We start from the raw sequence: 23,351 nt of genomic DNA, 5'->3' as shown, positions 1-23,351 counted from the left end.
AAACATTTAACAGAGGCTAAAAATAAAAAACATGTGTCTCATGCGGAAGCATCCTTTATAGTTCATTCTTCAATCGCATGAGTTTTAATAAATAAAGACCCCACGCTGAGCATGTGATCTTTATTTTCATTCTTCTTCCGCTTCAAGCACTTTATTCAAAACGATATTCGTCAGATTCGGCACCATTTCGAGCGAGTAGGTCATCTCCATCCGCTCCAGTCTCTTATGACCGTCCATTCCGTATGGACCAATATTGATAACCGGAATATTCAGATCTGCGACATCCTGGTACTCAACAAACAGTTTCTTCCCCCATGAAGGTGTATTGCGAATCATATCATCGATTTCCGACATATCATCACTCATCGCCACAAAGCTCATATCTGATATATGCGGGAAGAAATTTTTCGCAACAATGGGATAGTCATACTCCGGCTGCACCGCTTCTATCGCACTGTCCAATGCATCCATCAGTCTGCGTTCATTCACATCCTCACCTGCCAGTGCAACCCGCGGTGAATACAATGAAGAATAAAAGACGATGATTGCCGGATGTTTGTCCGGCATGAAGTCCCAGGCCTCTTCCACCACTCGTGCTGCGAGCATACGCGAATCAAGGCTTTCATCCTGCTCAAGTTCTGCTTTGAATGCATTCATATGATCTGTGTAACTTTCCCCGTGAGTCTGTTCAAGCAAGTCATTCATCTCATCATATGTGAAGACCCTCGGTTGCCAGTCTTTCTCTCGCACTTCCCCGCCACTCAACTCACTGTACTTCCCGTAACGTGTGCGGAAAGTGTCCAATGCATTACTGAAAGCAATATGTGCCTGCGCCTTCAACAGCTCCAGCACCTTCTCAGGCGACCAGGAATGAACGAAAAAGTTGTAGTAGACATACGCAGATAACGCTGTCTGTACAGTATAGTTCGGTTTCAGGTCCGTCTGCTTAAGTGAAACCGGCGGCAGCGTCGCCTCCCCAAGTGCCATATCCGACAGGTCCGGATTATAGCTGATCTGACGTGTCAGTTCCGCTGCGATGAAGTTCGGATCAAGTCCGTCGAAAGCTGAGCCGACATGCGTTTCCTCACCTGTGATAAAGAATGAAGGTAAAAGTTTGCCTACCGTGCCTTTATATATGTAACGGTTGTCATCCCCCGCGTATGCCGGTGCGACGAAATCCGCATTGACGGCTCCGACATATTCAAAGTCTTCTTCCTCCCGCCAACGCTTCAATGTCTTCAGAGCGGATAAAATTCCATGTGAACCGTCTTCTTCATCACACTCCGCTATGAAAACAATGTTACCATCGAGCAGTTCCGGATTGGATGCATAATGTGTCAGCAGGTAAATGTTACTTGCTGTCCCGCTCTTCATATCCAATACACCACGGCCGAACATCCAGTCATCAGAGTCGACCTGGGCCTGAACCGCTTCCGTCAGCTTTTCACCAGTCAAATGGGCCTTCCATTCATCCGGCTTGAATGCCAGCGCCTGGTTCGCCCCGAAATCATCCACACCGACCGTATCCATGTGGCCCATCAGCACTACCGTTCGTTTGCTCTCACCTTTTGTTCCTTTGACATAGGCCATGACATTGTACCGTTCACGCTCATCATTGATTGTCCGGGGCATCACAAGCTGAGATGGATTTTCTTTAAAATAAGGATGAGCTTCAAGCATATTGTATATCGCTTCTGCAGCCGCTATTTCCCCGTTCGTATTGACTTCGCTTTTGATGCCGACGAGCTTTTTCGTAATATCCAGAATGTCCTCACGGCAGTCGAGTCTGTTCATTTTCTCTTTCATACTAAATATACTCCCTTTATATTCTAATGTTTATGTACCATAACTTCGATCATACTTTGCACACCATCATTCAGACGTTTATATGCAAACTGAAGATGATGACTTTATTTTACTATGGCCTGGCAGCTTTCCACCTACAAATTTCTGAACAGCGCCTCTATATCTTCATCATTGGAAATACCCTCTCCTTTTGCAAGAAAAGACAGCATAGTGATCGATTGCTCCAACAAAGAAGCAGAGAAAACTTTGTGATGCCCGTCCACGATATAATGCTTCAGACACCAATGTTCGGGATGGTCTACATGATTCCCATAGTCAGAAGGTTCTTTTATATCGAGGACAGATAAGCACAGTGCGGTAGGTTTTCTGTCATCTGATATTGGTGATCTATACTTATCTATGGTGTCATCATCCAGTCAACTCACCGGGAAGGTCGGTACAACGAACTCAAACAGTTTCGATTTGCTGTTCAGTTCCTTTTCCAAACAGCGGTAATATTTGACTTTAGGATGATGCGGCAATCCCACAAATGAATCTATTCCCCATACATGAACTTGTTCATTAGTGAAGTAATCTTCATCTGTGCCGGGTTCAATCAACTTCGTTTTCAGTTCTAACAGTGACACTTCATAATCACCTTCCGGCAATATGGATGACGCCTTCGAAACCAGATCAACATCCAGTTTTGAAACGCTATTTTATAATGCCGTACTGACTTCTCTCGGTGAAACACCTTGACTCACACCATCCAACCGCTCAAAGAAAAATTCACATGTTCCACATATATTTCCTATAAGAAACGCTCTTTGATCATCTATGGTAAGATATCGATCCCATTCAGCCCAATGGCCGCTGCCTGCTGTTTCAAATGCCAGTATCGAACCTGAATCTTTTATTGAAAAGCTTTTCCTATCAATTAATCTACTCAAAAAGAACACCGCCAATCTAAATTTATCAATTATGAAATTATGACCGGCAATATACTGCAATGATTAATGATTCACATTATATATTTTTAAGCGGTCTATTTCTCCGTCTCAGAAAATATCAGACAATTCTTATCTGCCTGATTATATGATACATTAAAAAAGGAAGTAATAACTGGATAAACAATAACTTACAAGAGGTGTACATATGCCAGACTTAAACAACCAGATTGTGCTTGTGACCGGGGCGAACCGCGGCCAGGGCAGGGCAATCGCTGAACATCTTGCGTCCTCCGGCGCCATCGTCGGTATCGGTGCGCGCAATTATGATGATGCAGAAGAAACAGCTGACATCATTGGAAAAGATCACGCTTTTCCTGTTCAATTGGATGTCACGAAAGAAAGTGATTGGCAGTCCGCTGCCGGTAAAATCATCGATCAGTTCGGAAGAATCGATGTATTGGTCAATAATGCCGGCGCTTTCAAAAGGCAGTCGTTCAAAGAGGTGTCGCTTGAGGACTATCAGCAATTGATCAATGTGAATCAACTCGGGGTATTCATGGGCATGCAGGCTGTCATCCCCTACATGGAAAAACAGCGGAAAGGTTCCATCATCAACAACGTTTCCATTTCATCATTTGCACCGATCAGCAGATCTTCTGCGTATGCTGCCACCAAATCAGCCGTGGTTGCAATGTCGAAAGCTGCTGCTGTCGAATTGGGGCCGCATGGTATCCGTGTAAATATGGTCCATCCGGGTGCAATCGACACAGGGATGATGCCCGACAATGAAGAACTTCTTTCCTACTACGATTCAGTCCCGCTCGGCCGTATCGGCAAACCGGTGGATATCGCGAAGACTGTTGCATTTCTTGCTTCCGATGACAGTGATTACTGTACAGGTGCGGAAATTGTCGTTGACGGCGGAATGACGCTTGGGACTTCTGATGAATAGAAAAATTCTGCCGGAGACGCAGTAATCGAGTAGGAGGGAGTGAGTGACTCCCGTCCTCTCACACCACCCAGCGTACGGCTCCGTACTGGGCGGTTCAATACCTTGCGTAAGCAGACTCTGCCAATTGGTTTAGCGGCGCTAAACCCCATTGGCGGAGTCTCTTTGTTGTCAACACATGATGGACTTCTTCTGTTTTGGATAGGTGCCAGTACTTTTTGCGCGAATACGCAATGCGTCTGGCACCGTCAGCGTCCAAGCCATACCGTTCGAGCATTCTGATTTTCGTTTTCGGTTGTTTCCACCGTTTGAGAATGAGTTGCCTGATACGGCGGCGCAGCCAGGGTTCAATATCTTCTATGAAACCTTTGATGAACCCCTGTCCGAAATAATTAATCCAACCCCGTGTCACTTGGTTAATCTCTTTGACAATCTGTCGGAAAGTCCCCGGACGACTGCGTTTGGTCAAGCGCTTCAGTGTCGCTTTGAATTTGCGCTTGGCTGTGTTGGCGGGTCTGAAACGATAGACCCCACCCACTTTCATCATCAGACAACTCAAAAACTTTAAACGCGCCGGTGACCCCACTTGACTCTTGTCGGCATTGACTGTCAGTTTTAAATCCTTCTCAATGAAGTGGGTCACACTCTTCAGCACACGGTCGCCCGCCCGTCTGGATTTCACGAATATCACGAAATCATCAGCGTACCGGACGAACCGGTGCCCGCGCTTTATCAGTTCCTTATCCAATTCGTGAAGATAAATGTTACTGAGCAGCGGCGATATCACGCCCCCTTGTGGGGCACCGGTATGACTGTCTACGAAGTCGCCGGATAGTTCAATCACATCACTCCGCAGGCATTTACGGATAAAGGATGAGATGGCTTTGTCTTGAATGAATTGCTCAAAGTGATGCATGAGCTTGTCATGGTTCAATGTATCAAAGCATTGTTTCAAGTCACAGTCCACGACGACACGATACCCGGCCGCATAGTGCGCGGCACACTGTTTGAGTGCCGTGTGGGTACTCCGTTTGGGTCGGAAACCGTGGCTGTTCGGCATAAACTGCGGATCGATGATGGGTTCGATGACCTGTCGGATCGCTTGTTGGATGACACGGTCCCGGACCACTGGGATGCCGAGTTTGCGCACACCGCCATTGGCTTTCGGTATTTCCACCCGCTTGACGGGTTGTGGCTGATACGTCCCGTTGAGCAGTTTTTCTTTCAAAGGGCCGTAGTGGGCGACCATATGGCTTTCCACTTCGTCCACACCCATGCCGTCGATACCCGGCGCCCCTTTGTTGCGCCGGACGGCTTGAATGGCTTTGATTAAATTGTCATGACTGACAACTTGCCGCATCAGTGATGCGGACTCACGATACATTTCTTTCATTTCACCTACCGATTCACTATACGCATCTGCATACCCTTCGGGTGCTGCCCTATCTCTCCGCAGTCTGCCAACCCATGTTGTTTTCTGTAATCATCGTGAATCGTTAACCTCCATTCTATACTTTGTATGAATATTGTTCGGTCCTTCGGTATTCAACCTACTACGACCTCGGCTGACTTCTCACAGTTCGTTGTTACTACGGCATCTGCCGCCTGTGAGACCTCCCCGGGTAAGACTGACAACCTTCCACTCATGTCACTGCTTCATTTACTGTATGGCGTCTGGGCAGTATTGGACTTTACTATGTTCGGTTAGCTCGTCCGCGCCAAGTCAGCCTTGTTATGAAGTTTCTGTCCGTCAGTGCGAGTGTTTGCCTCAGGCTTCCTTCAGATTCCACCTCACGATGGACACCCTTGCCGTCAGCTAACAGTTCCTACTGCCAAGACTGTAGTGGACTTTCACCACCAAGTTGTCACCCATGCCGGGCGCACCGAAAAAATGCCTGCATCGCTTATTTAAGCCGATGCAGGCATTTCTTTATGAAACTAACTGTTAAGTTTTCCGAGATAGTCTTTAATTTTCTTCTTGAACTCGTCCGACGCCTCAGGCAGCGGTGCTCTGCTCGGCCCGCCCGGCAGCCCGAGTCCTTCCAGTCCTGCTTTCACAGTGCCCGGGATGACTTCTTCTTCAACAAGGTTATAAAGGGGCTGCAGTTTTTTATTGAGTTCGGTCGCCTCTTTGATATTGTTGTCGTTGACAATCAGATCATACAGTTTAACGACTTTGTCCGGTGCCAGGTTGTGTACCACACCGATCGCGCCCTCGCCGCCGAGTGCCAGCGTCGGAACGATGAGATCTTCAAACCCTGTCAATACGTTGAAATCCGGGTTGTCTTCAGTCAGTTGAAGCAGTTTCGAAGTATGAACACCGTCAGTGGTGTTCTTGATGCCAGTCACATTTTCAATCCTGCCGATTCTGTCAATCAGTTCAGGCTCGAGCATGACACCTGTCGCATCCGGATAATTGTAGATGATGATGCTGATATCGGTACTTTCTGCGACTCTTTTGTAGTAATTGTAAATATCTTCATCACGGATGACCATATAATAAGGATTGATGACGAGGGCACTCTTTACACCGACTTCCGCCGCATATTGCGTCAGTTCGATGGTATCCTCTTCCCTATGACATCCTGTACCTGCCATAACAGGCACCCGGTCGTCTGTTTTATCTGTGACAAATTTAATGACTTCTTTTCTCTCTTCCAGAGTCATCAATGAATACTCACCGTTGCTGCCGCCGACCAATACGCCGTGGACACCGTGGTCTATGACATGGTTAATCACTTTTTCCAAACCATCGTAGTCTATCACTCCACCGTTTTTCATCGGTGTAGGTAAAGCCGGAATCATACCATAAGGTTTAAACATATTCATTCTCCTCAGCATTTTATTGTTTTATATTGACGTAGACACTTTTGACTTCCGTGTAATTTTCCAATCCGTATTCTCCGCCCATTTCACGGCCGATGCCGGATTGTTTATAGCCGCCGAACGGCATTGTTTCCAACTCCAGCCCCACGTCGTTGATCCAGACGGTGCCTGCTTCCAGTTTTTTCGTAATATAATGGCCCAACTTTATATTTTGTGTCCATACGCTTGCTGCCAGACCATAATCACTGTCATTCGCCCTGGTGATGGCTTCTTCCACATCGTCAAAAGGCATCACTGCCATGACCGGACCGAAAATCTCTTCTCTTGCGATCGTCATATCATCTTCCACATCAGCAAAAATTGTCGGTTCTACAAAGTAGCCTTTGTCAAACGGTGCGGTTCCGCCCGTGATGAGTCTGGCACCTTCTTCTTTGCCCTTCTCAATGTAATCCAGTACGGTCTGCTGCTGTTTTTTGGAAACCAGTGGCCCCATATCTGTATCCTTATCCATGCCCGGGCCGAGCTTGATCTTTTCCGCCCTTTCCTTGAGACCCTGGATCACTTCTTCGTAAATCTCTCTCTGGACATAGATTCTTGTGACAGCACTGCAGTTCTGGCCATGATTGTACATCGTTCCTGACAGTGTGCCGTCAATCGTCTCTTCGAGATCCGCATCCTTCAAAATGATACCCGGAGATTTTCCGCCGAGTTCCAAAGTGATACTTTTCACCTGTTCCGCCGCCTGTCTCATTACATTTTTCCCAACTTCTGTGGAACCTGTGAACGAAACTTTATCGACATTCTGATGCTTGATGATTGCCTCACCGGCATCACTGCCTGAACCGGGAACAATATTTACGACCCCGTCCGGAAAACCGGCTTCTTTGAACAATTTCCCTATATATAATAATGATAACGGTGTTTCCGATGCCGGCTTGATGACGACCGTACAGCCGACTGCAAGTGCTGAACCAAGTTTCCATGAAGCCATGAGCAGCGGGAAGTTCCAAGGGATGATCTGTCCGACTACTCCTACAGGCTCATGTAAAGTGTAGTTTAAATAATCCGATGAAACTTCAGTCGTTTTACCCGTGATTTTCGTGGCAAACCCCGCATAGTATTCAAATTGCTGGATTGTGCCGTCGACATCATCCGTGAGCGCCGCTTCATAAGGCTTGCCATTGTCTATGGTTTCCAGCTGTGCAAGCTCTTCTCGGTTCTCTTTCAAAAGAGATGCAAAATTATTGATCAGCTGCATTCTTGTGTGAGCTTCCATATCTGTCCACTCACCATTATCAAAAGCTTCTCTCGCTGCCTTGACAGCAACTTCCACATCATTTGCTTTTCCTTTATAAACTTCTGCGAATTTTTCTTCTGTTGCCGGGTTGATCACGTCAAATGTTTCACCGTCAATGGCGCTTTTATACTCACCATCTACATAAAGTCCTATTGTCCCTTTCAAAAATTCTTCAACTTTAGGTTTTAAATTCAAAACCTCAATACTCATTCCTATTCCTCCTTTAAAGAATATTCTGATATCAAAAACTGAACTCTCCCAAGCGAATACTTTTATATTTAAGATATTAATTCTCAACAAATCTTACAGCAGATTGTTATTGTATTCTTTTTCCATAATATTTCGCTCTAATCCATAAAACTAAAAATGCAAGAGAGATAAAAATACCGATATATCCAAATATTGGATAGAAGAAGTTGACCAAATCAACAAATCCTATGAAACTTAGAACAAATGCCAATAACAATGACACCCCAAGCATTACACGATATTTCATCGAATAGGATTTTGTAAAGCGCGTCAGAAACGGATACAGTACGCCGATGACACTATTGAACATGACACCTACCATAATTACTGTCATTAATACTCTTAAACTTGGATGTACTTCATTCGCCATCAGTAACGTTGGCATGTCCGCCTGATTCGCAATTTGCAGGTTTGCTATCAAGCCCGCAGTCATCAGAAGAAGTAATACCGTGAAAATCAGACCACCAAACATGATTCCTCTTTTCGATATCATCTGATTTTTACTTGCTGCGCCCATGATGACCAGATATCCAAAGCTGTTTGCTATGACAAGTCCGGCATAAGTGATGGCATCCCACACCCATAAGCCACTTGGAGTTCTATTAATGTCAGTATGCTGATCGACTTCACTTAAAGGTACATTAGGGGACAAAATACTCAAACCTGCAATGATGAACACTGCAACAATCAAAAACGGTGTGATGATTCCAAGTATCTTTGCGACAGAAGTAAAATCAAACTGCAGTACTATGAATAAAAGAATGACTGTAAATAATACTCCTACCCATGGAGGTAGACCAAAACCGTCATAAAATGCCGAACCTGTTCCGGCAATCATAATTACCGACAGTCCGTAGAAAAAGAAGGTCAGTAAGTAATCAAAAACCTTTCCAATTCTTGTACCAAACAACTGGTTTAAAGATAAAGCATAATCTTCCGATCCCAATATGAAACCGAGTTTTGAAATCTGCATCCCAACCAGTGTAATTAACAGCCCAGCTGTAGCTGCTGTTGCATACCCCCATATTCCGTGGTTGGCAAAAAACTGCAAAATTTCCTGACCTGTTGAAAAACCTGCTCCTACTATGAAACTGATGTACGCAAATGCAAAAGTGATGGATGTTCTGTTAACTTTGCTCAATTTCAATATCACTTCCCCTTCTCTGTATTCGCTTTCATAAACAGATTAGCATCATAAGGGAATATTGTAAACCACAATATTAAAAAAGGGATTATTTATATTCAAAATAGTTTAGGTAAATTCAGATAAAAAAGTTCCAATGCTGTGTTTGCATTGGAAACGCTGATTATCAAGAATGATAGAGTATATTATTTTTTATCAATGTCTCCTCAAGTAATTTCATCTGCTCAAGTGATTCTTCACTTGAATGTTGGCCGGCGGACAAAATCATCGCGTCAATAAGTGCAATGATGGGTAAAATCGTAAAATGTTTTTGATTAATTAAAAGTTTAATGACAACAACCGCCTCTTTAATGATTGGGTTTGAATCAAAATCTGTAATTAATATAATATCGGCCCCTTGTTCGTATGCTTCTTTAACGGCATTGACGACCAAGTTAGTGTATGGCTCAAAAGCAAATATTATTAATAGCTCTCCTTTTTCAATATGAAGTATTTTATCAAATAATGTCTCAGCATCATTATCTAATAATCTGACATGACTGTTAAACTCACCCAACACCTGATTCATATAAGTTGCGGCAGATTTATAAGGTCTTGATCCAAAAATATTGATAGATTCGGCATTATTGATGTACTCCATTGCATTATCAAAACTTATCAAGAACTCTTCATTCAAGGAGCTTTCAAGCAGCTTTACGCTCTCTCCCCACACTTTTACTACACTGTTCTTATCTCCAGAGAAAGTGTCTATGGAATTCTTCAATGTCCATTTTGATTCTCCAGGTATTGCATCTTCATAAATAGCTCTTCTGAAATCATTAAAGTTATCATAGTCCAGAGCTTTGATTGTTCTCATTACGGTAGATATTCCAACTCCCGCCTGCTCCGAAAGATCTTTTATCGTAGCCAAACCGAGACTGGAAAAATTCTTAAGTATGAAATCACACAATTCCTTTTGCTTTTTTGGCAGTTCATCTTTAACTTCAATAATTCTTTTCTTCAAAGGTTTCTTAGAATCTTTATTCATACAATTCGTCCCTTCAGATGATAAATATCTTAGTAATAACTTAACATAGTTTGTGACAAAATCTGATAGTATATTTTGAACATAAATAATCCCTTTAAATTATTATGGTTTACATATATTCATTTTAGTGATAATGTATTCGTAAGTTAGAGATATTTTCAATTATTTAATAATTTTGTATTAGTAACGATTTATTTTTTTATCAAGGGATGAAAACGCATCCAATATAATAAATCGTATAAATTCACTCTGACATAAAGAGCTATCCAATGGCATTATACCTTCACGCAGTCAGTACTAGTTGATTTGTAAACGTTTTAATTGAAATTAATTTTGAAAATGAGGTGTATTAATGAAAGATGTAATTATAGTTGGTGGCGGTCTTGCCGGTTTATCAGCAGCATGGCGCCTGAAGCATCACGATATTTTATTGTTGGAGTCTGAGAATCGCATTGGTGGAAGAGTAAAATCAGAACGAAGAGGAGACTACTGGTTGAATTGGGGCGGTCATGTTTATGCAGGTGAAGGATCTGCAACAAATGAGCTGTTCAAATCCGTGGGTATCTCCTCACTCCCTGTACCAGGTATACTGACAGCAATGTCTCTCAATGGTAAATTACTGAAAAGCGGCCCTGTTGAATCATATCCATTCCGCGTACCCATGTCATGGGAGGCAAGACTTGCACTTGTAAAAGCAGGTGCAAAAGTGAAAGCCAGTGTTCTAAGATACGGCAAAGCGGCGAAAAAGAAACCCCATGAAGATTATAATACTTGGCAGCAGCGCATTCTTGACTTCATGAATCATAAAACTTTTTCAGATTTTACAGGTGAATTACCGGAAGATGCTGATGCCATCTTTAGACCGACAGTTAGCCGTTCAACTGGAGATCCTGAACAAATATCAGCAGGTGCTGGAGTCGGATATTTCCATACAATCTGGGATAAGGGCTCTGGTTTATCCAGAAATGTTTTAGGCGGACCTTCCACTCTGACGGACACTATAGCGTCAATACTGGAAAAAAGTGTACAGCTGAGTTGTGAAGTGAAAGAAGTGCTGCAGTATGAGGATCACGTCGAGGTCACATATGTACAGGATGGTGTCGAATATCAGGAAAAGGCCAAATATGCAGTCTTGACCACACCTGCGCCAATTACTAAAGAAATTGCTGTTAACTTGGATGAAAAGATCTCAGCTGCACTCGATCAAGTGAAATACGGACCACATGTCAGTGCTGCTTTCCTGACTGATGAGACTACTCCGCAACCATGGGACGAAGTATATTCTTTTGCAACACCTAAAAAATCTTTTGATATACTGATACATTGTTCAAACCTGATTCATGCACAAAACAAAAGAAGAAAACCTGGAAGTTCATTTATGACATTCTCTCCTGCTGGACGTGGCAAAGCATTGCTCGATAAAACTGAAGAAGAAATTATTGATATCTACCTTAAAGACTTGGATTCCATATTCCCTAATTTCAGCAAGTATGTTGTTGAAGCACATGTTGAAAAATTCCCGTACGGTTCAGCATATATTTATCCGGGACGGGCTGATATTCAATCTGCACTCACACAGCCGGATAAAAGATTGTTCCTGGCCGGTGACTATTTAGGCACGCTTTATACAGAAACTGCAATCCAGACTGGATTTACAGCTGCACAGCATATCAACAGCCACTTAAACCATAAAGATACTTCTGTACAACGCAAAAATCTATTTAATGTAAGATAATACACTACTATCGGCTGTAGAATAACCTTCTGCAGCCTTTTAGTTTGTTCATTTTGAGTAGTTTACTGGTATACGAATAAGGGCACAAACCTTATAAAGGACACTTTCTAAAAACAGCTTTTTAGCATCCCTCCCCTACTTTGTTATAATTTAACTAACTAAATTCAGATTACATTTAAATACTAACCAAGAAGGTGAATACATTTGACTGGATTATTTATAGCAATCATTTTACTTTTCATGGCCTCAGGTTATTTCTCGGGCAGTGAAACTGCACTTACTGCGACGAACGAGATGAAGCTGCGCATGAAAGCAAGCGCCGGGGATAAGAAGGCAGCGCGGCTGTTGAAGCTGGTAGATAACCCAACCATTTTCATCCCGGGGATCTTGATTGCCAACAACCTGCCGAATATCATACTGCCGTCACTCGTGACGATTGTGGCTCTCGAATTCGGTTGGAGTGTTGGTATTGTGACAGCGATACTTACAGTTCTGATCATCATTTTTGCTGAAGTCTTGCCAAAATCTGTGGCAGCGGCTTTCCCGGAAAGATTTTCCCACATTGTCTACTATCCGACTGTGGCGATTTTATTTGTTTTAAGACCTTTTATTTGGCTGTTGAACCTGCTGACACGAACAACCATCAGACTGCTCGGCAAAGATGCTGACAGAAATACGACCATCACCCGGTCAGATATGCGTGCAATGGTGGATATCGGACATACCGAAGGGACTTTTGAAAATGAAGAAGTTTACAGCCTGAAAGGTGTGCTTGATTTCTCCCACCTCAATGTTGCCGATGTGCTACAGACCCCGCGTACGGAACTGGACGGTCTGAGTGCGGATACCACTTTTGAGGAAGCGAAAGAAACACTGCTCAATTCCAGATACAGCCGCTATCCTGTATACGAAGGCGATCTGGATAATATTATCGGTGTCTTTCATGCCAAATTTTTCGTCGCATGGTCAGATCATCCTGAAAAATCCATCAAGGAATTCTCTGACTTGGAGCCGATGACCGTCTATGAATTCCAGCCGATCAAAACTGTCTTCCAAAGGATGCTTAAAGAGAACAAACACATGGCAATCGTACTTGATGAGTTTGGCGGTACTGAAGGGATTGTCACTAACGAAGAGTTGATTGAAACACTCATTGGTCAGGATATTCAAGATGAAACGGATGTCGACGGTATCCTTATAAAGAGACAGACACGGAATGAAATCGTCTGTGACAGTAAAATCCCGCTTCACTTCCTGAACAATACATTCAACACACATATCCCGGAAGAAGAAGACAACCTTGCAGGATTCATACTGAGTGAATTTGAAGACATTCCAGAAGTCGGAGATACGATGACACATGACAACCTGACATTCGAAATCGTCGATGCAGAGGAAAGAAAGATAAATACAGTAAGAATTACGAAAAAAGAAAAGGACGATTAGATTTTTCACAAGATACCAAGACCGGAGTCAATAATACTCCAGTCCTTTATTTTTTCTCTATATAACTCATGGTTTTTATTGTGGATATAATATTTAATAGTAAAGTTTATTGTGATATCTGTTAATCTTGATTATTATTGACTGTATAACAACTTGGTTTAAGATGGATTTCCAGTAAGATATCCATCTGTTTTTATAACTTGAAAAACACAGATTTAATTGTGACTTCTCTGAATCCGGATACAAAAAGCAAAAAATTACTTAAAAAACATATATAATATATTTGAAGAATAATATTAAAAGGAAATTGAAGTGAGGTGTATTTAATGATTATAGGCGTCGTTGGACCATCAGATTCTCTTGAAAGAATTATGAAATTTCAAAGCGAGATGCCTCAAAACGTAGTATTAAAAGCTTATGAGGCACTGACACTTAAAGATGCAGTAGATGTTGCTGAAAAATACAATAGCGAAATGGATGGGATTTTATTTTCAGGTCCATCAGTTCATGGGTCAGTGATATCCAAGCTTAATGTTCATAAGCCGAATTCATTTATCCCTCACAGCGGCTTTGGATTACTCTCACTTTTTTATACTCAAATAGATTCAAAATACACGAGTTTTTCCATCGATGTGGTTGCATCGGATGCACCGAAAGAAATGCTTATTGAATTAGATGACTATCACTTCGATATATTGCCTTATGAAATTTATCATTCAGAAAATGACTATATAGCATTTCATGAGGAAAATTTTAAAAATGGTTCTGATGCAATCGTTACTACGTTTGCATCTATATATACCTATTTCAATCAGAAAAATATTCCAGTATATCGTTTGCATACGACAGATTTTGATATCCGATATACATTGGGGTCATTAATTCATGAAATAGAAAAAGTAGAATTATCTATGCAAAGTATTGCTGTACAAAAAATAAAAGTCAGTTTACCTGATTCTTTCAGTAAGTATGAAAATTTTCAACGGAAATTGGATTTGGAAAGTCAACTCAATGCTTACACTAAAAATTGTGACGGCACTTTAATATTGCATGAAGATGTATACACAATATATTCAACCAAAAAACATTTGAATAACCCTCTTATCCACTCCGACTTTTTTGAATTGGCGGCTGCGTCGGATAATAAGATATATTCCGGTATCTCTTATGGATGTTCCGTATATCGGGCAGAGATAAACACTGAGACGGCTTTAAATGCTGCACTGCTAGAGGATTTCGGAAATTTATACATCTTGGATGCTAGCCTTCAGTTAAGAGGTCCATTTACAGAATCACCTTTTTCTCTGGTAGAACCAATTTTAGATAGCGAAATAATTGAGGACGCATCACATAAAATTGGTTTAAGCGAAGATTATATTTACAAAATTTATAGAACACTCACGTTAAAGGATGTACAATCTGTAACTGCTAAAGAATTTGCACATTATTTAAATATCAGTCATCGTAGTGCAAATAGAATTTTGAGGATGTTTATAAATGCTGGTTATGCTGAAATTATTGATTCTATTCACGAAGGTAAATCAGGACGCCCGGTAAATGTCATTAAAATAACATTATAAATAAAAGGATTAACAAATTATGTGAATTTGTTAATCCTTTTATTTTAGAAATGCTTCTCGATATCAGCATAAGATAGAACTTTAGCATATACACCAGCAAGTATATTTAATGTAAATTCATTAACAACTTCGTTGGTAGTTGCTACGCCTTCTTTTATAATAGTCATATCATACCCACGATCTGCTCCATCCCTGACCGTTGTATCAATGCATTCATTCGTCAAAACTCCAACCACAACAATATGCTTAATCCCTAAATTCTTCAACACAAAATCGATATTTGTACTGTTAAAGGCCCCTGAAGCAGTTTTTGTAATTACTATTTCATCGCCGACCGGTGCGACTCCCTTCATAAATTCAGCTTCTTTTGTACCCTTTCGTACGTGACAGCCGATTCTTTTATGACTGGTGCTTCGGTCTCTTCCATCTTCAGTTAAGGATTCAATTTTTACATGAATTACTTCTTGACCTTCTTTTCTAAATAAGTTCTGAATTTTTTTAACTGTAGGAAATACTGTGCTTTCAAGTTGATCAAAATAATATGAGAATTTTGGATCGTTTCTTTTCACATCTTCAAAAAAACCATACCCGGGTTCGCAGTCATAATACTGCATATCGATACAAAGCAGTGCGACATCCTCATTTTTCAAATTACTTTCTTCAAAATCATCATATAATTTTTTTGTTAGGTTCTCCATCGGTAGCTCACTTCTCCTATTTTAGATTGGTCCCCACTCAATTAGCACACTGATGACCAAAGCAATCCAACTTACTACAAATACTAATATAGTGAATGGGAAAATATATCTTAACCATCTGCCATATGGTACTTTACATAACCCCAACATCGCCATTAAGCCGCCTAAAGTAGGCGTTATGATATTGGCTACACCATCACCGACCTGGAATGCCAATATAGTTGTCTGACGTGTAAGACCTATCATATCCCCGACTGGTATCATGATTGGCAAAGTAACCAATGCCTGTCCACTGCCTCCGGGAATAAACACATTAATTATCCCTTGAGCAATCGACATGAAAATAGCAGCCAGCATAATTGGCAGCTCTTCAAGCACACTCACAAATGCAAAAGCAATCGTATCCGTGATATTCCCGTGTGTCATGACAATTTGGATGGCCTGGGCCGCCCCGATTAGAACAGCTGCTAAAGCACTTGGTTCTAACGCCTTGGAAAAAGTCTCAGCAATCTGGCTGCCATTCATCTTGGCAATTACACCGTTTACAATACCGACCATTAAAAATATTGCAGAAATTTCATTGATGTACCATTCAGCTGTAAATACCCCTATCAGCATCACAATTATACCTAATAAAAATACAATCAACATTGCAATATCTCTTTTTCTCATACTGTAAGATTCCAATGGTTGAGTTAATTCCATACCTTCAGTGGAGATTCCATCACTCAAACTTTTACTCTCATCTTTTTGTATTTTTTTAAAGTACCTGATGTTATAAGCAGCAAGCAGAGAGAGCACACTGATTACTAAGATTGATCTGAAGAACCAACCTGAAAAAATCTGCATTTCAGCGATTGTATGACCGACACCAATGGTATACGGGTTAAATGGAGACAAACCAAATCCTACTGATATACCGCCAATCGCAATACCTGCACCTAGAATAACGTCGCCACGAATTGCAAGACTTAAAATAATCGCTATAGGTACAAGCGCAATATTATTTTCATAACCAACAAATATACCTAATAAACCATAAACAAATGTCATTATGACAACAATCATATATTGTCGTTTTAAACCTAATTTTTTTACAAAAGTTCCGACTGTATTTTCCAACATACCTGTTTTATCTAAAATACCGAACATCATAGCCGCTGCAAATACTATAAAAACGATCTCTGCAATTTCTGTAAAACCTTGAGGGAATGCAGTAAAGATATCCATAATATTAGCAGGATTACTTTCAGTCGTCTCAAAAGTTCCAGGTATCGTTCGAGTAGTATCATCAACTTCTTCTCTGTCATAAGCGCCTGCTGGAATTATATATGTTAAAACAGCAGCCAGTATAACGATGTAAAACAATAGTGCAAGTGGATGCGGTATTTTCTCAAGCCAACTTTTCTTCTTTTTATTTTCTTCCATACTATTCACTATCCCTTATTATAGTTTTTTAATATAGATTGAATTACCTTTACGGCAGACTCTAAATCTTGTTTCCCCACATATTCATCAGGATGATGGCTGATACCTTCTTTACAACGTACGAATAACATTCCGACATTCGCAATATTACTCATTTCTTGTGCGTCATGACCTGCACCACTATTCAAAAATACAGGTTTGATTTTGTTTTCTTCTACTGAGCTTTTAATTAGATTTATTATATTTTTATCACATTCACAGGCATCTCCCCTTGCCAATCGCTTCATTTGATAAGTAACCCCATGCTCGCAAGAAACCGCTTTCAATTTTTCTTTGATTTTACCTATTGCTTTATCAATAATTGTCTCTTCAGGGGCTCTTATATCCAAAGAAAATACGGATTGATCTGGTATCACATTGATGGCCCCCGGTTTTAAAGAAGCCTGACCAACAGTAGCGACCAGTCCCTCTGTTTGATCTGCGATTTCTTTAATGAAAACAACTGTTTCAGCCATCACTACACCGGCATCCTGTCTCATATTCATCGGCGTCGTTCCTGCATGCCCGGCCTTACCATCTATAATATATTCATAACGTTGAAATGCGTTTATAGCTTTAACTATGCCTACACTTTTATTTTCTTTCTCCAGCACAGGTCCCTGTTCTATGTGTACTTCCACATAATCAAGATTTTCTTCAACCAATTTGGATTCTGATATATTACCCGGATTTAGACCGAAAATTTTAAGGGCTTCATGTAAGGATATGTCATTTTCATCTTTTATATTCATTAGTTCATCAGAAATATTTCCTGTCAGAGCTTTACTGCCTAAATACGTAGTTTTAAATCGAACCCCTTCCTCATCACCAAAAGCGACAATCTTTAAATTATAGGGCAAACTGTTTAAATCTATTTCATGTAACGCAATAATTGGAGCAACTACCCCTAACATCCCATCATATATCCCGCCGTTGATTACACTATCTTGGTGTGATCCCATAATTAATGTCGGTTGATTCTTGTCGTTACAAAAATGGCTGCCTATTAAATTACCAGCATCATCAACAATTGTCGTCAGTCCGACTTCCTCCATCCAGCCCTTAATAGTTTTTAAAGCTTCCTCATGTTCTTTTGTCAAATAGAGCCTGGTCAACCCTTCTCCCCCTTCTGTGATAGAAGCCAGTTCCAACAAATAGCTTTCGCATTTTTCTCCCAAATTCATTTTTCACTCTCCTTTATAATAAAGTCATTATAAGGTCATTGACTTTATTATAAAACTTAATATTGTAAATTGTCAATATTCGTATAATTGTAAAATTAACATTGATGGTCTGTCACTTTATAATTATAGAAAAATGAAAAACTCCCAATTTGCGCATGGCTGCTCAAATTGGGAGTAACAAAATTATAACTATTAAATTTTCTGGATTATGATTTATACTTTTACTCCATTAACAATTTGCGCCTCTTCATAATTACCTTCAAAGAAGTTTTTGACATTTGTCGCGGTTTCGACTGTCGCTTCTCTGACGGACTCCTCTGAGTAAAATGCAATGTGCGGTGTCAAAATGATATTCTCATAATCCATAAATGGATGCGAACTCAAATCCGGGTTTTCGTACTCCAGTACATCTGCTGCGTAGTAACCGATTTTTCCGGTTTCGATTGCTTTCACAATCGACGGTTCGCTGACCAGCTGCCCTCTCGCAGAGTTGATGATGGTGACACCGTCTTTCATCTTTTCAATACTGTTGTCGTTAATGATGTGTTCAGTGTCTTTATTGACCGGCAGATGGATGCTTAAAATATCAGATCCGGCCAGAACTTCATCAAAGGAGACGATATCTGTGCCGTACTTTTGTTTCGCTTCTTTCTTATCGACAAACGGATCGTATGCGATGAGTTTCACCCCGAAAGGCTTCAGTCTTTCTGCAATCAGTTTCGGAATGTTGCCGAAGCCGAGCAGTCCGACTGTCTGTGTGCCGAGCCTTGTCATGTTCAATCCGGCATCGAGGTGCCAGCTCTTATCATCCTTCACCTGTTTTTGATAAGTAAGAATACCGCGGTTCAGCATGAGTATCATGCCGGCTGTATAATCCGCAACTTCGCTGATGCAGTATTTGGATATATGGGAGACCGCGATGCCTTTGGATTTCGCATATTCCACATCTGCATAATTGAAGCCGATGGTGCCAAATGCAATCAGTTTCAAGTTCGGCAGCGCATCAATCACCCTTTTTGTGATTGGTTCATATTCACAGATGACCGCATCTGCATTGCTGCAGTTTTTTATCAGATCATCTTCGGTCACGGACGGCGCTTCTGTAATTTCCAGCCGACCTTTAAAAACTTCTTTCTCAATTTCCAAAGCCCCCGGAAAATCATAAGTGCGGACGACTTTAATCAATGAACAGCCTCCTAGGTATTTTTAATAGATGATATGTGCAATCAACGCAATAATCGGTATTGAAATGATCGTTCTTTCGAAGAAGATGATCAACAATCTCCAGAAATTCGCCGGCATTTTTGAAATGATGATCAGCGTCGCCATTTCCGTCAGATAGATGATCTGGACGAGTGATAATGCTGCGATGAAGAATCTTGTCATTTCAGCTTCAATGCCTGTGGCGAGTACCGCAGGTATGAACATATCGATAAACCCTGTAATTGTTGCCGGTGCTGCTGCTTCCGCTTCAGGTATACGCAGGAGTTCCAGAACCAGGACCATCGGCTGTGAAATGATGGTGAACACCGGTGTAAACTCAGCGATGATCAGTGCGATTGTACCAATCGCCATCACTTGCGGAATCAGCACGAATGAAATATCGACAAACACTTCAATGCCCTGTTTGACCTGTTTTTTGAATGAACCTGATTTTTCAGCAGCTGTTACAGCCTGCTCCAAAGCCCATTTAAAGACATTTTTATCTTTCGGTACAGTTTCTTCGTAATGGTTCTCAACCGCAAATGTATCCGGAATTCTTGAGATAGGCGGAATTCTCGGAATGATGATGGCACAGATGATACCTGTCACCACGATTGTTAAATAAAGCAGCGGAAAGACATGGTCGACTTCCAGCATACGTGCGATGACCAGACAGAACGGCAGGGATACCGCCGAGAAATTCGTCGCAATGGCGACTGCCTCCCTGCCGGTATAGAAACCCTGGTTATACTGTTCACGTGTCAATACAACACCGACGTTTACGTTACCGATCCAGGATGCCAATAAGTCGATGGCGGAACGGCCCGGCAGTGTAAATAAAGGCTTGATGAGTTTTCTCAGCAGTGTGCCGGTAAACTCCATGATGCCGAAGTTTATTAAATAAGGCATCAGGAATGAGGCGACTAAAAACCACATGATCAATGTCGTCAACAGTCCGAGCATCGTGCCCCCTGTGACATCAGAGAACACGACTTCGAGTCCGACCTGGAAATAAGTCATAATGATCGCAATCATACCGATCACCCTGATGGTCGTCCATAACAGGCTCGTGTTGAATAATGAATTCAACGTCGTTGAAGATGTGATGAATTTCGGTTTAAAGAAATATGTAATGACGGATAATACGGTGGAAATGATGATTACCCCGGTAATGACTTCCGGCAGGAAGCCTTCAAATAAAGCAATGAAATACTCAGTAATGACACCGAGCAGAATGTTGAAGTTGCCGTCTGCATCTGTGATCGGCACCAGGAAGATTATGATCCCGAATAATGACGGAATCAGGAACTTCATAATATTTTTCGGCGTTAACTTTTTACTTTCAGGAGTCTTTTCATACTCACTCATAACATTCATCCCCTTATACTCATTGTGAGTCAGATTTTATTTTTCCATACTTGTTTTCAATACAATCCAGCTAAAACAAGTCCCCCTTTGACATTACTTAAATAGCACATAAAAACATCATTCACGATGAATATACACTACTTAATTATTATGAATAATCTTATAATTATATACACTGCTTGTAAAGCGAATATGGGCTTTCAGTTGAAATTTCTTCAAATAAATACAAAACCGGCACGAAAGCCCTCTTTCTTCATATAAATAAGTAAATTAACACTTCTGGATACATAAGAAATTCCTAATTTAATAACTGACCTTGTATAGTTTTTATGATTACGTTACTCTAATTTGGTATCAAAAATTCTAAATTATTTAAAAACTTTAAGGGGGATTTGGATTAATACTTACGCGACCTGTAGTCAGTGAACTTTTCTGCACACTGCCGTATGCATAATTGAAAACGGTACCAGTGACAGGACTGAAAACAGTTAATCGATAATTTAAGAATTAATCAATCAAATGGAGAGTGAGTTTTAAGATGAAAGACACCTTGAGAGTTGCCGGCGTCTATATTGGCGCAATCATTGGAGCCGGCTATGCTTCAGGACAGGAAGTACTTCAATTTTTCACAAGTTCCGGCTGGATCGGAACATTGGGGGCGATCATTACAATGATCCTTTACCCATTACTCGGATATTACTTAATCGTGCTCGGGGAAAAACTAAAAGCGAATTCCCACAGAAGAGCGCTTTATCATATTACCGGCAGATATGTCGGGCCAATCATAGACATACTGATTGTATTCTTTTTATTCGGTGTCGCTGTGGTCATGGTTGCCGGGGCAGGTTCACTTGTCGCCCAGCAATTTGGTCTCTCGGCGATTGTCGGAAATATCGCACTGACCGTTTTAGTCATGCTCGTGATGACGCTTGGACTGAACAGAATCGTTACGGTCATCAGTTGGATTACACCATTCGCATTCCTGCTGATCATCATTATCGCGATCTATTCCCTGTTCATCAGCAGCACGGACATGAGTACGCTTGAGGGCATTGCGACAGAACAGCTGTCCGCTTCACCGCACTGGTTTTTAAGTGCCCTGCTCCATGTATCATTTAATATCGTTATCGCATTTGGCATCATGATGATGATTGGTGCGAGCGAAGAGAATAAACAGTCCGCTAAACGCGGTGCCATTTTAGGCGGTGTCGTTCTTGGACTGATTGCTTTGATCATCAATCTCGCAGTCTATGCAAACATCGATGTACTGCAGTATGCTGAAATGCCGATGCTGCTCCTTGCAGACCAGTTCCACCCGGTCCTCGGTGCACTGATGGGCCTTGCCCTGTTCGGCATGATTTTAAGTACGGCAGTGCCTTGCCTGTATACTGTCGGCGCCCGCTTCATTCAGGCGGATACGCGCAACTTTAAAATCGGAGCGGTTGTGTTAAGCATCGCCGCTTTCTCACTCAGCTTCGTCGGATTCACAGAACTTGTGAACTTCGTCTATCCGCTTCAAGGTTATGTAGGCTTTGTCCTCCTTGCAGGATTGCTCATCAACGTGTTCAGAACTAAAGGACAGGCGGATAATATGATGCATTAGTTTATATTTCAGAAAAACTTAAAAGCCCGATTCTCTGCTCTGATCAGCAGGGAATCGGGCTTTTTAATTTGGTTTTTTTATTTAAATATTTACCACTATGCTTGCTGTATCAATCCTCCGTCCGCAACAAATTCTGTTCCGGTGGAATAGCTTGACTCATCAGAAGCAAGGTACAATACAAGATTTGAAATTTCTTCCGGCTCGGCGATGCGTTTCATGGGAATCTGCTTTTCCATTTCTTTTACCAGTTCTTTCACATCTTCCTGTTCTGTCATTGGTGTACGGATAGTCCCCGGATGAACAGAGTTTACTCGAATGTTATGCTCTGCGAATTCCGCAGCGGCCGCTTTCGTCAGTCCTCTCACAGCAAATTTTGATGCGACATATGCACTGTTATTAGTATTTCCTACCATCCCGGAAATTGATGAAATATTTACTATCGATCCGCTGTCCGCTTTTTTCATGGATGAAAAAACATGTTTCATCCCCAGAAAAACACCATCCTGGTTGATTCTGCTTGTTGTCCGGAAGTCCTCTAAAGAAGTATCTTCAATGGACTTGGATACTACGATTCCGGCGTTATTCACTAAAATATTGATCGGTCCGAATCTTTCTTCAGTTTTCTCTACCAGCTTTATCCAATTCTCTTCATCAGTCACATCCAACTCTATAAACGTCGCTTGGTCTCCAACTTCTTCAGCCACCTTTTCACCGTCAGAAGAGCTTAAATCTGCAAGAACAATTTTCGCCCCTTCTCTGGCAAAAACTTTCGCGTGTATTTTACCCATGCCGCCGGCGCCACCTGTAATTACTGCTACTTTACCGTCTAACCTTCCCATT

General features: G+C 41.5%; 19 protein-coding genes. 5 read left to right on the top strand and 14 right to left on the bottom strand.

Annotated elements, in window-relative coordinates; translation table 11 throughout:
* Positions 1–126 precede the first annotated feature (126 nt).
* The 3 genes from BO48_RS13840 to BO48_RS13830 form a co-directional block, all read right to left on the bottom strand.
* Positions 127–1,806, bottom strand: coding sequence for a M20/M25/M40 family metallo-hydrolase (locus tag BO48_RS13840; RefSeq protein ID WP_496368259.1), 1,680 nt, complete (start codon positions 1,804–1,806; stop codon positions 127–129).
* A gap of 416 nt (positions 1,807–2,222) precedes the next feature.
* Complete coding sequence (locus BO48_RS13835; protein ID WP_496368257.1) at positions 2,223–2,453, bottom strand: hypothetical protein; 231 nt, start codon at positions 2,451–2,453, stop codon at positions 2,223–2,225.
* 51 nt (positions 2,454–2,504) lie between these two features.
* Entirely contained in the window at positions 2,505–2,735 is a 231-nt protein-coding gene (locus BO48_RS13830) for a hypothetical protein (RefSeq protein WP_496368255.1), read from the bottom strand.
* 205 nt (positions 2,736–2,940) lie between these two features.
* Between BO48_RS13830 and BO48_RS13825 the strand changes: the two genes are divergently transcribed.
* A complete protein-coding gene (locus BO48_RS13825) occupies positions 2,941–3,687 on the top strand; it encodes an SDR family NAD(P)-dependent oxidoreductase (protein WP_496368253.1) in 747 nt (248 codons plus the stop codon).
* A 94-nt stretch (positions 3,688–3,781) separates the two neighbouring features.
* Here the strand turns inward: BO48_RS13825 and ltrA are convergent, their stop codons facing one another.
* The 5 genes from ltrA to BO48_RS13800 form a co-directional block, all read right to left on the bottom strand.
* Entirely contained in the window at positions 3,782–5,068 is a 1,287-nt protein-coding gene (gene ltrA / locus BO48_RS13820) for a group II intron reverse transcriptase/maturase (RefSeq protein WP_496368278.1), read from the bottom strand.
* Between the two features lie 554 nt (positions 5,069–5,622).
* A complete protein-coding gene (dapA, locus tag BO48_RS13815; RefSeq protein ID WP_496368251.1) occupies positions 5,623–6,507 on the bottom strand; it encodes a 4-hydroxy-tetrahydrodipicolinate synthase in 885 nt (294 codons plus the stop codon).
* 19 nt (positions 6,508–6,526) lie between these two features.
* The gene (locus BO48_RS13810) at positions 6,527–8,017 is read right to left on the bottom strand and encodes an aldehyde dehydrogenase family protein (RefSeq protein WP_496368249.1); all 1,491 of its coding nucleotides are present in this window, start codon (positions 8,015–8,017) and stop codon (positions 6,527–6,529) included.
* A 106-nt stretch (positions 8,018–8,123) separates the two neighbouring features.
* A complete protein-coding gene (locus tag BO48_RS13805; protein WP_496368247.1) occupies positions 8,124–9,203 on the bottom strand; it encodes a YkvI family membrane protein in 1,080 nt (359 codons plus the stop codon).
* A gap of 163 nt (positions 9,204–9,366) precedes the next feature.
* Positions 9,367–10,227, bottom strand: coding sequence for a MurR/RpiR family transcriptional regulator (locus tag BO48_RS13800; RefSeq protein WP_496368245.1), 861 nt, complete (start codon positions 10,225–10,227; stop codon positions 9,367–9,369).
* Positions 10,228–10,579: 352 nt separating this feature from the next.
* Here BO48_RS13800 and BO48_RS13795 point away from each other — a divergent pair, with 352 nt between their 5' ends.
* From BO48_RS13795 to BO48_RS13785, 3 genes are all read left to right on the top strand, one after another.
* A complete protein-coding gene (locus tag BO48_RS13795; protein WP_496368243.1) occupies positions 10,580–11,962 on the top strand; it encodes a flavin monoamine oxidase family protein in 1,383 nt (460 codons plus the stop codon).
* A gap of 204 nt (positions 11,963–12,166) precedes the next feature.
* Positions 12,167–13,408, top strand: a complete 1,242-nt coding sequence (locus BO48_RS13790) for a hemolysin family protein (protein ID WP_496368241.1) — start codon at positions 12,167–12,169, stop codon at positions 13,406–13,408.
* A 326-nt stretch (positions 13,409–13,734) separates the two neighbouring features.
* Complete coding sequence (locus BO48_RS13785) at positions 13,735–14,988, top strand: hypothetical protein (RefSeq protein ID WP_496368239.1); 1,254 nt, start codon at positions 13,735–13,737, stop codon at positions 14,986–14,988.
* A 44-nt stretch (positions 14,989–15,032) separates the two neighbouring features.
* On the opposite strand, the gene BO48_RS13780 is transcribed toward BO48_RS13785, so the two are convergent.
* The 5 genes from BO48_RS13780 to BO48_RS13760 form a co-directional block, all read right to left on the bottom strand.
* Positions 15,033–15,686: a cysteine hydrolase family protein gene (locus BO48_RS13780; RefSeq protein ID WP_496368237.1), complete on the bottom strand. Its 654-nt coding sequence runs from the start codon at positions 15,684–15,686 to the stop codon at positions 15,033–15,035.
* A gap of 21 nt (positions 15,687–15,707) precedes the next feature.
* On the bottom strand, positions 15,708–17,114 hold the full coding sequence (locus tag BO48_RS13775; RefSeq protein ID WP_496368235.1) for a YfcC family protein: 1,407 nt from the start codon (positions 17,112–17,114) through the stop codon (positions 15,708–15,710).
* A gap of 8 nt (positions 17,115–17,122) precedes the next feature.
* A complete protein-coding gene (locus tag BO48_RS13770; protein WP_496368233.1) occupies positions 17,123–18,337 on the bottom strand; it encodes a M20 family metallo-hydrolase in 1,215 nt (404 codons plus the stop codon).
* 213 nt (positions 18,338–18,550) lie between these two features.
* Positions 18,551–19,522 (bottom strand): C-terminal binding protein, encoded by a 972-nt coding sequence (locus BO48_RS13765; RefSeq protein ID WP_496368231.1) that lies wholly within the window; start codon positions 19,520–19,522, stop codon positions 18,551–18,553.
* A 21-nt stretch (positions 19,523–19,543) separates the two neighbouring features.
* Positions 19,544–20,908, bottom strand: a complete 1,365-nt coding sequence (locus tag BO48_RS13760) for a YjiH family protein (RefSeq protein WP_496368229.1) — start codon at positions 20,906–20,908, stop codon at positions 19,544–19,546.
* Between the two features lie 538 nt (positions 20,909–21,446).
* Between BO48_RS13760 and BO48_RS13755 the strand changes: the two genes are divergently transcribed.
* The gene (locus BO48_RS13755) at positions 21,447–22,511 is read left to right on the top strand and encodes a YkvI family membrane protein (protein WP_496368227.1); all 1,065 of its coding nucleotides are present in this window, start codon (positions 21,447–21,449) and stop codon (positions 22,509–22,511) included.
* Between the two features lie 95 nt (positions 22,512–22,606).
* On the opposite strand, the gene BO48_RS13750 is transcribed toward BO48_RS13755, so the two are convergent.
* Positions 22,607–23,350, bottom strand: a complete 744-nt coding sequence (locus tag BO48_RS13750) for a glucose 1-dehydrogenase (protein ID WP_496368225.1) — start codon at positions 23,348–23,350, stop codon at positions 22,607–22,609.
* Between the last annotated feature and the right edge of the window lies 1 nt (position 23,351).

The organism is Lacicoccus kunmingensis DSM 17847 (assembly GCF_059568765.1).
The sequence above is the reverse complement of the archived record's forward strand: the minus strand, read 5'-3'. Positions and strand labels throughout refer to the sequence as shown.

What these genes read in the sequence shown, in the direction of transcription:
- BO48_RS13840 (WP_496368259.1), bottom strand. Translation starts at nt 1,806, where the DNA reads ATGAAAGAGAAAATGAACAGACTCGACTGCCGTGAGGACATTCTGGAT.
- BO48_RS13825 (WP_496368253.1), top strand. Translation starts at nt 2,941, where the DNA reads ATGCCAGACTTAAACAACCAGATTGTGCTTGTGACCGGGGCGAACCGC.
- ltrA (WP_496368278.1), bottom strand. Translation starts at nt 5,068, where the DNA reads ATGTATCGTGAGTCCGCATCACTGATGCGGCAAGTTGTCAGTCATGAC.
- dapA (WP_496368251.1), bottom strand. Translation starts at nt 6,507, where the DNA reads ATGTTTAAACCTTATGGTATGATTCCGGCTTTACCTACACCGATGAAA.
- BO48_RS13810 (WP_496368249.1), bottom strand. Translation starts at nt 8,017, where the DNA reads ATGAGTATTGAGGTTTTGAATTTAAAACCTAAAGTTGAAGAATTTTTG.
- BO48_RS13800 (WP_496368245.1), bottom strand. Translation starts at nt 10,227, where the DNA reads ATGAATAAAGATTCTAAGAAACCTTTGAAGAAAAGAATTATTGAAGTT.
- BO48_RS13795 (WP_496368243.1), top strand. Translation starts at nt 10,580, where the DNA reads ATGAAAGATGTAATTATAGTTGGTGGCGGTCTTGCCGGTTTATCAGCA.
- BO48_RS13785 (WP_496368239.1), top strand. Translation starts at nt 13,735, where the DNA reads ATGATTATAGGCGTCGTTGGACCATCAGATTCTCTTGAAAGAATTATG.
- BO48_RS13780 (WP_496368237.1), bottom strand. Translation starts at nt 15,686, where the DNA reads ATGGAGAACCTAACAAAAAAATTATATGATGATTTTGAAGAAAGTAAT.
- BO48_RS13775 (WP_496368235.1), bottom strand. Translation starts at nt 17,114, where the DNA reads ATGGAAGAAAATAAAAAGAAGAAAAGTTGGCTTGAGAAAATACCGCAT.
- BO48_RS13770 (WP_496368233.1), bottom strand. Translation starts at nt 18,337, where the DNA reads ATGAATTTGGGAGAAAAATGCGAAAGCTATTTGTTGGAACTGGCTTCT.
- BO48_RS13760 (WP_496368229.1), bottom strand. Translation starts at nt 20,908, where the DNA reads ATGAGTGAGTATGAAAAGACTCCTGAAAGTAAAAAGTTAACGCCGAAA.
- BO48_RS13755 (WP_496368227.1), top strand. Translation starts at nt 21,447, where the DNA reads ATGAAAGACACCTTGAGAGTTGCCGGCGTCTATATTGGCGCAATCATT.
- BO48_RS13750 (WP_496368225.1), bottom strand. Translation starts at nt 23,350, where the DNA reads ATGGGAAGGTTAGACGGTAAAGTAGCAGTAATTACAGGTGGCGCCGGC.